Raw genomic sequence first — 10,890 nt, 5'->3', positions numbered from 1 at the left:
AGAGTTTCTCGAAAAACAAGTACAAGTGCTCACGTATGTTTCAATTGGCTTTACTTTGCAAAAGTTTAACTCTATAGCTGAAATGGACAAGTCAATAACTCGGTTGTTCCAGGTGGTCGATAACCCGAAAATTTTGGATTCTCTTTATGCTTCTCGTGGTGAGAGCTTTGACTTCGGTGAGCAATAAAAACATGACAAAGTATTTAAGAGCGATTTACAACGCTTGGTATTTTTAGTTTAAGGTTGGGTTTTGTATCTTAGTTGTATGATTGGGCTTTGTGGTAGCGTTGCTCACTATTGAATGCGGCGTTAATTGCCATTTGCTAACAGGTTTTTTCAAAATAGTGGCAAAGCTTAGATACTAAAAAAGCCGCTGTTGCGGCTTTTTGTTATTAAGGGTGGCAGTTTAGAAGGTGGGCGGGGTGGCCGCACTAATTAATTCACACTCTTCTTTGCTTTTATTGCGGAAACGGTGTGGTCTACGCGTTTCAAAGTAGTAGGAATCACCGGCCTTGAGTACCTTAGACTTGCTGCCTACGGTGATCTCGATTTCACCACGAATGATGATGCCGCCTTCTTCGCCTTCGTGTTGAATAAACTCGGTGCCGGTATCGGCGCCAGCGGGGTAAACTTCGCGCAATATGGCGAGCTTGCGGCCATTGTGCTTGCTGCCCACTAGCAACATTTTAACTAAGCCGTCACCCAAATCGGTTAACTCATCTTCGCTATAGAAAATTTTATCGTCGCTCTCCATTTCTAGGGTGAAAAACTCACCCATGGAAATGGGAATGGCGTCGAGGATTTTCTTCAACGAGCCCACCGAAGGATTGACCTGATTCTGTTCGATTTGCGAGATCATGCTGTTGGTGACCCCGCTAATTTTGGCGAGTTCGCGTTGCGAAATACCGCGCATTAATCGAATACTTTTTAGGCGTTTTCCAACATCCATTAATTTTTTCCCTCAATAGAAACGCTTAGCTTGCATTGGCTGTTTTCAGCTCCTGCATGCGGCGTTTTTCGGCCTTGGCCATGACCCACCAGGCAATAAATGTTGCTACTGATACTACAGCAATAATTAAGGTAGCAAGGGCATTAATTTTGGGACTTACCCCTAACCTTACGCTAGAAAATACTACCATCGGTAAGGTGGTTGCACTGGGGCCTGACACAAAACTGGCAATCACAAGATCGTCTAAAGAAAGGGTGAAGGCTAGTAACCAACCCGCTACCAAAGCAGGCAGAATAGTGGGTAAGGTTATCACAAAAAACACTTTAAAAGGGGTTGCGCCTAGGTCCATTGCGGCTTCTTCGATACTTTTGTCCAGCTCTCTAAGGCGAGAGCTCACCACCACCGAGACATAGGCGGTACAAAAGGTCACATGGGCGATCCAAATGGTGAGCATGCCGCGTTGGCTAAAGAGGTCAAACACTTGGCCTAAAGAGATGAACAAAAGCAGTAGGCTTAAACCAGTAATCACCTCGGGCATTACCAGCGGAGCGGTAATCATGAAGGCAAAGCTGGTTTCACCACGAAACTTCTTAAAGCGGGTCATCACGAAGGCGGCTAGTGTGCCTAAGATTACCGCGGCACTGGCCGACAGAAAACCGATGGTTAAACTGAGGGTAATGCCGTTCATTAATAGGGTGTCTTCAAACAGCGCGCCGTACCACTGGGTAGAAAAGCCACTCCATACGGTCACTAAGCGGTTAGCGTTAAATGAATAAATGACTAAGCTGAGAATAGGTAGATAAAGGAAGGATAAGCCCAAACCTAAAATTAGCCATTTCCACTTGGTTTTATAGACTGGTATTGCGTCCATTAAGCCGCCTCCATCTCACGTTTCTGATAACGATAGAACAATAATATCGGTACCATTAAGAGTAATAACATCACCGATGCAACGGCTGCTGCCACTGGCCAGTCTCGGTTGTTGAAGAATTCTTGCCAGAGGATCTTACCGATAAGGATAGAGTCTGGACCGCCGAGCAATTCGGGAATCACAAATTCACCCACAGCTGGAATAAATACCAACATCGAACCGGCGATAACGCCTGCCTTAGTCAATGGCAATAGCACCTTAAACAGTACGGTGGAGGTGGATGCACCTAGGTCACGCGCCGCTTCAACTAAGGAATAATCCACACGCATTAGCGCGGTGTACAGTGGCAATACCATGAAGGGCAAGTAGGTGTATACAATGCCGATATATACCGCTGTATCGGTGTGCAAAATCTGTAATGGCTCGTCTATGAGCCCAAGGTAAAGCAGGATGTTGTTGAGAAAACCGTTGTTTTTCAGAATGCCTATCCACGCGTAAACACGGATTAGAAAGCTGGTCCACGATGGCAAAATAATTAGCATTAACAATATATTACGGTTAGCCGGGCTAGAATGAACAATCGCCCAGGCCATCGGAAAACCAATGATCAAGCACAGCAGGGTGGAAACTGAAGCGATCCGCACCGATTCTAAGTAGGAGCTGATGTAGAGATCATCACTAATCAGATAAGCGTAATTGCCTAGGTTAAGCAGAATTTGCACCTGCTCATCCACCATGGTCACCAACTGGCTATAAGGTGGTATGGCGATCATCGCTTCAGAGAAACTAATCTTGAAAACGATGAAAAACGGCATTAAGAAAAACAAAAATAACCAAAAATAGGGCAGCGATAATATCGCGCAGCGCCCACTGGGAATAAGCCGCGCCAAGCGCTGCTTAAACTTGTGCTTTGCTTGAGTTGTCATATTTTTAGTACCACGCAGCTATCGGCTTGCCAGCATAAGTAAACTTGGTCTTCCCAGGTAGGCATATTATTGCGATGGCGGCTGCTATTGGGCATGGCAACGGTAACGCGTTTACCACTGGCCAATCGCACGTAATAGATAGATTGTTCACCCAAGTAGGCGATATCTTCAACCTTACCCTGACAGACGTTGTTATTGCGGCCTTTTAAGGTTTTAAAAATGCTCATTTTTTCTGGACGAACTGCCACCATGAAGGGCACGCCCGGTGCGGCAGAAACCCCGTGATTGAGGCTGATGGGATAACCTAAATCTGGGCAATCGATGGTGGCGCTGTCGTTGTCGTTATCGCTAACTACCCCTTCAAATACGTTTACCGAGCCAATAAATTCTGCACTGAAACGCGAGTTGGGGTACTCATAAATCTCTTCCGGTTCACCCACTTGCACAAACTGCCCGCGGTTCATAATGGCGATGCGACTGGCCATGGTCATGGCTTCTTCTTGATCGTGGGTTACCATTACACAGGTCACACCAACCTTTTCAAGAATATCAACCACTTCTAGTTGCATTTGCCCACGTAGATTTTTATCTAGTGCGCCCATGGGTTCATCCAGTAACAAAAGCTTAGGGCGTTTGGCTAGGCTGCGTGCTAAGGCGACCCGTTGGCGTTGGCCACCCGAGAGTTGATGGGGCTTACGGCGTGCATAGTCTTTCATGCGTACCAGCTCTAACATTCGAGCCACGGTATCACCGATTTCGTCTTTGGGTAGTTTGTCTTGCTTTAAACCGAAGGCAATGTTTTGCTCAACCGTCATATGTGGGAACAAAGCATAAGATTGGAACATCATGTTGACAGGGCGTTGATGGGGGGGAACACCAATTAATTCCTGTTTATCGAGAATGATTTTGCCTGCACTGGGTTTTTCAAAGCCAGCTAACATGCGTAATAAAGTTGACTTACCACAACCAGAAGCACCTAACAGGGCAAATATTTCGCCTTTGTTAATGGTTAAACTAACATTGTCAACCGCGATGGCTCCATCGTAATCTTTACTAATATTTTCTATCTGTAACAAAGGCTCTGGAGCCGTTTCACCGTCTACCGGAAGCTTTTGTATGTGTGACACCGCAGCCATTGCGGACCCTCCATAAAGAAACAAAAACGTGCTTGCCACCCGAGGGTGGCAAGCGACTAGTTAGTTTTGAAGAAACTTCGTCCAAGAACGAGTCAGCGTTCTAGATACCTTAGCTGGCATTATTTTCGAGCCATACAGCTTCGCTAGGGTCTCGTCGCTGGGGTAAATACCGGGGTGGTTGATAATTTCAGGGTCAATAAACTCTTTTGATGCGGGCGTTGGGTTGGCATACCACACGTAGTTAGAGATTTCTGAAATTACCTTAGGCTGCAATAAGAAGTTAATGAATTTATGAGCGTTGTCTTTGTGCGGAGCGTCGGCAGGAATGGCCATTAAGTCAAACCACGCCAAGGCACCCTCTTGAGGAATCACGTATTCCACTTCAACACCATTATCAGCTTCGGCGGCGCGGTCTGAAGCCTGTAGTACGTCACCCGACCAACCTACAGCAACACAAATATCGCCATTGGCGAGGTCGTTGATGTACTGAGAAGAATGGAAGTAGGTGATGTAAGGTCGCACAGCTTTTAGCAATTTATAGGCTTCGCCGTCGTCTTTATAATCGTTAGGATCTGTACTGTTGGGATCTTTACCCAGATAGTGTAGAGCCGCTGCAAATAATTCCGTCGGAGCATTTAAGAAAGCTACGCCACACTGTTGGAGTTTTTCCATGTTTTCTGGTTTAAACACTAAATCCCAACTGTTGACGGGGGCATCTTCGCCTAATACTTCTTTAACTTTGTTTGTGTTGTAACCTAAGCCGGTGGTTCCCCATAAATAAGGCACTGCGTACTGATTACCAGGATCGGCAGTTTCGTCAAGCATGCCCATGATTTTAGCATCTAAATTGCCGTAATTGGTGAGTTTTGTTTTGTCTAATTTCATAAACGCACCGGCTTGAACTTGCCGAGCTAAGAAGTCTGAAGTGGGGACAACGATGTCAAAACCGGTTGAACCCGATAAAATTTTAGCTTCCAGTACTTCGTTTGAGTCGAATACGTCGTACACAACCTTAATACCGGTCTCGGCTTCAAATTGAGCGATGGTATCTTCGGCAATATAATCTGACCAGTTATAAACGTTCAGTACTTTATCTTCTGCTGCCTGCAGATTCATCGCGCTGGCAGTTAACAGGGAAGCTAGGGTTAGCTTCAGGCTAGCGTTTTTCATCTTTATTCTCCAATTCCTTGTGGTGATTGCTCGTACTGCTTCGCGGATTAACTCAATGCCTGCAGAGTGTCATCCAAACTTTGTTTTGCCAGTGTGACTAACTGGTCTATTTGTTGTTTTGTTATCACTAATGGTGGCGAAATAATCATGGTTTGGCCACAGGCACGCATGATTAAGCCATTGTTTATACATATATCACGGCACACTTCACCGGCGTTAACTTCTTTAGCAAAGCGTTGCTTAGTTTGCTTATCGGCCACTAACTCTAAAGCTGCAACCATGCCTTTGCTGCGAGCTTCGCCAACTAAAGGATGGTCGGCCAACTCTTGCCAACGCTGAGCCAAATAAGGTGCAAGCTCGTCACGCACTCGGCTAACGATGTTTTCCTGTTGCATGATGCGAATATTTTCGATGGCTACCGCACAGGCGGCCGGATGACCAGAGTAGGTGAAACCGTGGGCAAATTCGCTATTGGCATCGGTAATTACCTTGGTCACTTCATCAGAGACCATCACCGCTCCCAGCGGCAAGTAGCCAGAGGTAATGCCTTTGGCCAAACACAGTAGGTCGGGTTTGATATTGAAGGTGTCGCAGGCAAACCATTCGCCAGTGCGGCCAAAACCACAGATCACTTCATCTACCACCAACAAAATATCGTATTTGTCGCAGATCCGTTGGATCTCCGGCCAGTAGCTTTCAGGAGGAATAATGACTCCGCCAGCGCCTTGGATAGGTTCGGCAATAAACGCCGCTACCTTGTCTTCGCCTAATTGCAGGATCTTCTGCTCTAATTGACGAGCGCGTTCTAAGCCAAATTGCTGAGGGTCTTGCCCCTGGCCTTCTTCAAACCAGTAGGGTTGGTCGATGTGGCTAATATTAGGGATGGGCAGGCGACCTTGCTGGTGCATAAAACCCATGCCGCCCAAACTTGCCCCAGCTATGGTACTGCCATGGTAGGCATTTTTACGGCTAATGATTTCTACTTTATCGGGCTGGCCTTTGCTGGCCCAATAGTGGCGAACCATGCGTACTACGGTGTCATTACATTCTGAACCCGAGCCAGTAAAGAAAGCATGATTTAAGCCCTTTGGCGTTAATTCGGCTAACAGCGTGGCGAGTTCAACAGCTGGGCTGTGAGTGGTTTGAAAGAACAAGTTGTAATAGGGCAACTGTTGCATTTGTTTAGTGGCCGCATCCACTAGCTCTTGGCGGCCATAACCTAAATTTACACACCATAAACCGGCCATGGCGTCGAGCAACTTGTTGCCCTCACTGTCGTATACAAAAACACCTTCGCCTCGTTCTATCACTCGCGCTCCTTTAGCATTTAACTCCTTGAAGTTAGTGAAAGGATGTAAGCAGTGGGCGCTGTCCTGTTGTTGTATCGTCAATGTTGTGCTCATTTCGCCTCCTTGTGGCTTGAGTTTGCTCAGTCCTTAAACATTAAGTAGTAAGAACTCTCGTTCCCATGAACTGATCACTTGAAAATAGGTTTGATATTCTTTGCGTTTTACTGCGACGTAGCAGTTAACAAAGCGTTCGCCGAGGATTTCTTTCAGTTCTTCAGATTGCTCCAGTTCGGCCAGTGCTTCTTCCAGTGTACCTGGCAGGGTGTAGCGGTCTTCACTTACGTCAGCGGTTTCTTGTGCTGAAGGTTGTAGTTGCTGCTTCATGCCAAGATAACCACAGGCTAAAGTGAGGGCCATTGCCAGATAAGGATTCGCATCGGCGCCGGCAAAGCGGTTTTCTACTCGGCGGTTACGTGCATCACAGTGAGGAACACGTAGACCAACGGTACGGTTATCCACCCCCCATTGCAGGTTGATGGGGGCCGAATCGCCAAACATCAAACGACGATAGCTGTTTACGTTGGGAGCATAGAAAGCAATGCTGGCAGGGGTGTATTTTTGTAAGCCTGCGATATAGCTTAAAAACAGTTGGCTATTGCTACCATCACTGTTTGAGAACAGGTTATTGCCCTCTAAGTCTTCCAAACTTTGGTGAATGTGCATCGCGCTGCCAGGCTCGTCTTCCATGGGTTTAGCCATGAAGGTGGCATAAATATCGTGTTGCAAAGCGGCTTCGCGCATGGTGCGCTTAAATAGAAAAACCTGATCACATAAAAGAGTGGGTTCACCGTGGTCGAAGTTGATTTCCATCTGCGCCGCGCCAGACTCATGCACTAGTGTATCTACTTCTAGTTGCTGAGCTTCACAGTAGTCATACATGTCTTCAAATACTGGGTCAAATTCGTTAACCGCATCGATGCTGAAAGATTGACGAGCGGTTTCTGGGCGACCATTTCGACCGATTGGCGGTTCCAGTGGGTAATCCCAGTCGAGGTTTTTCTTCACTAAGAAGAATTCTAACTCGGGGGCGACGATTGGCTTCCAGCCTTCTTTTTCATAGAGGCTCAACACCCGTTTTAATACTGAACGGGGAGCAATTTCTATTAGTTTGCCGTCGCGGTCGTAGCAGTCGTGAATTAATTGAGCGGTGGGTTCTTTAGCCCACGGAACGAAGCGTACGCTATCAGTGTCTGGCTCAAGGTTCATGTCCTTTTCGGTCCAGTCGAAGTGCTCTTCTCCCTCGTCTGGCCATTCACCAGTCACTGTTTGGTAGAAGATTGATTCGGGAAGGCGCATCCCACCTTCTTTAAGGTATTTATTTGCCGGGATAATCTTACCGCGAGCATTGCCTGTAATATCGGGTATCAGACATTCAACTTCGGTTATTTGGTTCTCCGTAAACCATTTCCTGACGTTTTCCATAATCACCTGTCATAGTTTGTTAAGTAAACAGGGACAAAAATCATAATTGATGAATTTTCGCTCCGTGCTATTAAGGAATGTCAGAATTTGCCGTCGTTGTCAATAAGGTGTTAAATAAAAACTAAATAACCGCCTATTTTGCAGTTATTAACTAAAATAGTTTGCATTATACTTAACACTGTGGTGTAAATTTAAGGGCTAAAAGGGATGCTTTTACCAAAGGACTGTTAATTATGTTGAAACACCAGCCGCAAATTCAGCCAGTCAGTTTACTGCAACAAGCCGAAGATTTTTTGGCGCTTCACCCGGGCTTAGAAAGCATCGATTTGATGCTTTCTGATATGAATGGGGTGATTCGAGGAAAGCGTATCGAAGCCGCTTCGCTGCCTAAAATCGCCGAAGAAGGCATGTGTTTACCCGCATCGGTATTTGCTTTAGACATTTGTGGAGAAACGGTCGAAGAGACTGGGCTTGGCTTCGAGCAGGGCGATAGCGATAGAATTTGCCATTTATTACCACATAGCTTAAGTCTGATCCCTTGGAAAAAAAATGCCGGCCAAGCCTTGGTGAGCATGCATGAAGTGAACGGCGATCCATTTTTTGCTGACCCTCGACAACTGCTAAGCAAAAAGTTGGCGAGCTTACATCAGCAGGGCTTATTTCCCTGTGTGGCGATTGAATGGGAATTTTATCTGTTAGACGCGCGCAGTGAAAACCGTCAGCCGCAAGCGCCCTTGTTACCTAAATCGCAACAGCGAATGAAGCAAACCCAAGTGTATTCTTTAGATGAGTTGGATGAGTTTGCCGAGTTTATTCGTGATATTCAAGATTATTGCCATACCCAAAATATCCCTAGTGACAATGTTATTGCCGAGTATGCCCCTGGCCAGTTTGAAGTTACTCTGCAACATCAAACCGATCCATTACTGGCCTGCGACCAAGCGATTCTATTGAAGCGGGCGATTAAAGCGGTGGCTAAGCAGCATGGCTATGTGGCCACCTTTATGGCAAAACCCTATGCCGAGCATTCTGGCAATGGTTGTCATGTGCACATTAGTATGTTGGATCATCAAGGTAAAAATCGTTTTGCTAACGATTTGCAGTTATTAGAGTATTCCTTGGCTGGGTTACTAGAAACTATGCCGCAGGCGATAGCCCTGTTAGCGCCTAATGCTAATTCTTACCGTCGTTTTCAGCCTGATATGTTTGTGCCGCTACAGGCCAACTGGGGCTGGGATAACCGCACCGTTGCTTTACGTATTCCCTCAGGCAGCAAAGCCAATCGACGTATTGAACACCGCGTGTCGGGCGCCGATTGTAATCCTTATATTGTGATGGCAGCCTTGTTTGCCGGTATTGAATATGGGATTAGCCAGAAATTAGAGTGTCCACCACCGGTGAGTGGTGATGCCAGCAAAGTACCTGCGCCAGCCTTGCCCATTTCATGGGAGCAAGCCTTGGACGCGTTTTCCGAATCTACATTGTGGTCACTACTGGGTGACGACTTTAGCCATGTTTATTACGCCAATAAGCTGAACGAGTTACAGCGCTTTGAATCACAAGTAACGCCACTTGAGCAGCAGTGGTATCAGCAAATGGTATAGCAGCCCTATTCGGTCAGAAACAGTCTCAGCAGAGGCTGTTTTTTGGGTTGCAGACAAAGACAGAATTATTTTCACAATCTAAAGGGGAGTGTATGAAAGAGCAGCATGCAAATTCATATTACGCGGCGAGTGCTAACTTACAGTTAGATTATCCGCAGTTGCAAGGAGAGCAACAAGCAGATGTATGTGTAGTGGGGGCCGGAATTACTGGTGCCACCACCGCCTTAGAGTTAGCTGAAAAAGGCTATAAGGTGATTTTACTTGAGGCCGAGCGCGTTGGCTGGGGCGCTTCTGGGCGCAGCGGTGGTCAGGCTATTTTTGGCTGGGCGGCAGAACAGTCCACCCTAGAAAAGCTCATGGGTAAAGATGATGCTAAAACCATGTGGGATCTGTCGGTGGAGTCTTTGGCGGTCACTAAGGAAAACATCCAAAAACATAACATTGACTGTGATTGGCAAGATGGCCAAATGCATGTGGCAGTGAAGCCGCGCCAGGTAAAAGAGCTAAACTTCTGGCTTCGTCAGCTTCGTGACGATTATGGTTACGAACATCTAGAATACTGGGACCGCGAGAAACTGGCCAGCCAACTCAAAAGCCCACGTTATTTAGGTGGCATGTTCGACCCAAATAGTGGTCACTTGCATCCGCTTAATTACACTTTGGGTTTGGTTAAAGCCGCTGAGTTGGCCGGGGTTGAAATTTACGAAGACAGCAAAGTCACTAAGCTGACTCACGGCAATAAAGTGACCCTAGAAACGGCTCAAGGCAAGGTGACTTGTTCGCATGTGGTATTAGCCTGTAATGCTTATATGCAAGGTTTGAACAGCAAGCTAGAAAGCAAGGTGATGCCGGTGGGCACCTATATCTGTGCCACCAAACCGCTGGGCGAAGAGCGGATCCGCGAGCTGATTGGTAATAACATGGCGGTGTGCGACATTAACTTTGTGTTGGATTATTACCGTTGTTCTGCCGACCATCGTATGTTGTTTGGTGGCCGCGTGAGTTATTCGGGCATTGAACCGAGAAACCTCGCCGCCACCATGAAAAAACGTATGGATTGGGTCTTCCCCCAATTAGCGGATGAGCCAGTGGAGTTTGCTTGGGGCGGTAATGTAGGCATTACCATCAACCGCGCACCGCATTTCGGGCGGATTGCGCCTAATGTGTATTTTGCGCAAGGCTTCTCTGGCCACGGTATTGCGGCTACAGGCTTAGCTGGGCGCATGATGGCAGAATCCATTAGCGCAACTTCGGAGCGCTTTGATATTTTTGAAAAAATTCCACACATGCCGTTCCCTGGTGGGCGTTTATTCCGCACCCCGGCATTGGTCTTGGCCATGACCTACTATCGCATTAGAGACCTACTCTAGTTGCTCACAAGGGCCTGTTGTTGTTGGCTGGTAATATCTAAGCGCAACCAACAATAGGCCCTGCTTAACTTGGCTAGAACCGCCTAAGCATTC

At 46.8% G+C, this 10,890-nt stretch carries 10 protein-coding genes; 3 read left to right on the top strand and 7 right to left on the bottom strand.

Annotated features, from left to right (window positions below):
* Window positions 1-187: hypothetical protein (locus tag ACQY6Q_RS01860; RefSeq protein ID WP_427977202.1), on the top strand; the 187-nt coding region annotated here is incomplete at its 5' end.
* A 219-nt stretch (window positions 188-406) separates the two neighbouring features.
* Here the strand turns inward: ACQY6Q_RS01860 and ACQY6Q_RS01855 are convergent.
* The 7 genes from ACQY6Q_RS01855 to ACQY6Q_RS01825 are packed head-to-tail and all read right to left on the bottom strand — an operon-like array spanning window position 407 to window position 7,823.
* Window positions 407-949: a cupin domain-containing protein gene (locus tag ACQY6Q_RS01855; protein ID WP_427977199.1), complete on the bottom strand. Its 543-nt coding sequence runs from the start codon at window positions 947-949 to the stop codon at window positions 407-409.
* A 25-nt stretch (window positions 950-974) separates the two neighbouring features.
* On the bottom strand, window positions 975-1,820 hold the full coding sequence (locus ACQY6Q_RS01850) for an ABC transporter permease subunit (RefSeq protein ID WP_427977196.1): 846 nt from the start codon (window positions 1,818-1,820) through the stop codon (window positions 975-977).
* Window positions 1,820-2,746: a putrescine ABC transporter permease PotH gene (gene potH, locus ACQY6Q_RS01845; protein WP_427977193.1), complete on the bottom strand. Its 927-nt coding sequence runs from the start codon at window positions 2,744-2,746 to the stop codon at window positions 1,820-1,822. The genes ACQY6Q_RS01850 and potH overlap by 1 nt, the downstream gene beginning before the upstream one ends.
* A complete protein-coding gene (potG, locus tag ACQY6Q_RS01840; protein ID WP_055733765.1) occupies window positions 2,743-3,882 on the bottom strand; it encodes a putrescine ABC transporter ATP-binding subunit PotG in 1,140 nt (379 codons plus the stop codon). The genes potH and potG overlap by 4 nt, the downstream gene beginning before the upstream one ends.
* Window positions 3,883-3,942: 60 nt before the next feature.
* Window positions 3,943-5,052, bottom strand: a complete 1,110-nt coding sequence (locus ACQY6Q_RS01835; protein ID WP_427977189.1) for an extracellular solute-binding protein — start codon at window positions 5,050-5,052, stop codon at window positions 3,943-3,945.
* Between the two features lie 47 nt (window positions 5,053-5,099).
* Complete coding sequence (locus tag ACQY6Q_RS01830; protein ID WP_427977187.1) at window positions 5,100-6,455, bottom strand: aspartate aminotransferase family protein; 1,356 nt, start codon at window positions 6,453-6,455, stop codon at window positions 5,100-5,102.
* Window positions 6,456-6,488: 33 nt separating this feature from the next.
* The gene (locus ACQY6Q_RS01825) at window positions 6,489-7,823 is read right to left on the bottom strand and encodes a glutamine synthetase family protein (RefSeq protein WP_427977184.1); all 1,335 of its coding nucleotides are present in this window, start codon (window positions 7,821-7,823) and stop codon (window positions 6,489-6,491) included.
* Window positions 7,824-8,056: 233 nt separating this feature from the next.
* On the opposite strand from ACQY6Q_RS01825, the gene ACQY6Q_RS01820 reads away from it, so the two are divergent.
* Both ACQY6Q_RS01820 and ACQY6Q_RS01815 read left to right on the top strand, forming a co-directional pair.
* On the top strand, window positions 8,057-9,427 hold the full coding sequence (locus tag ACQY6Q_RS01820; RefSeq protein ID WP_427977181.1) for a glutamine synthetase family protein: 1,371 nt from the start codon (window positions 8,057-8,059) through the stop codon (window positions 9,425-9,427).
* Between the two features lie 92 nt (window positions 9,428-9,519).
* Window positions 9,520-10,797, top strand: a complete 1,278-nt coding sequence (locus ACQY6Q_RS01815) for an NAD(P)/FAD-dependent oxidoreductase (RefSeq protein WP_427977178.1) — start codon at window positions 9,520-9,522, stop codon at window positions 10,795-10,797.
* The last annotated feature ends 93 nt before the right edge of the window (window positions 10,798-10,890 follow it).

Origin of the sequence: Agarivorans sp. (assembly GCF_050295395.1) — a bacterium.
Lineage (GTDB): Bacteria > Pseudomonadota > Gammaproteobacteria > Enterobacterales > Celerinatantimonadaceae > Agarivorans.
Note: the sequence above shows the minus strand (reverse complement) of the source record. Positions and strands in the feature narration are given on the sequence as shown.

Excerpts from the sequence above, each read along its gene's own strand:
- ACQY6Q_RS01835 (WP_427977189.1), bottom strand. The coding sequence starts at position 5,052 with ATGAAAAACGCTAGCCTGAAGCTAACCCTAGCTTCCCTGTTAACTGCC.
- ACQY6Q_RS01830 (WP_427977187.1), bottom strand. The coding sequence starts at position 6,455 with ATGAGCACAACATTGACGATACAACAACAGGACAGCGCCCACTGCTTA.
- ACQY6Q_RS01850 (WP_427977196.1), bottom strand. The coding sequence starts at position 1,820 with ATGGACGCAATACCAGTCTATAAAACCAAGTGGAAATGGCTAATTTTA.
- ACQY6Q_RS01825 (WP_427977184.1), bottom strand. The coding sequence starts at position 7,823 with ATGGAAAACGTCAGGAAATGGTTTACGGAGAACCAAATAACCGAAGTT.
- ACQY6Q_RS01815 (WP_427977178.1), top strand. The coding sequence starts at position 9,520 with ATGAAAGAGCAGCATGCAAATTCATATTACGCGGCGAGTGCTAACTTA.
- ACQY6Q_RS01855 (WP_427977199.1), bottom strand. The coding sequence starts at position 949 with ATGGATGTTGGAAAACGCCTAAAAAGTATTCGATTAATGCGCGGTATT.
- potG (WP_055733765.1), bottom strand. The coding sequence starts at position 3,882 with ATGGCTGCGGTGTCACACATACAAAAGCTTCCGGTAGACGGTGAAACG.
- ACQY6Q_RS01820 (WP_427977181.1), top strand. The coding sequence starts at position 8,057 with ATGTTGAAACACCAGCCGCAAATTCAGCCAGTCAGTTTACTGCAACAA.
- potH (WP_427977193.1), bottom strand. The coding sequence starts at position 2,746 with ATGACAACTCAAGCAAAGCACAAGTTTAAGCAGCGCTTGGCGCGGCTT.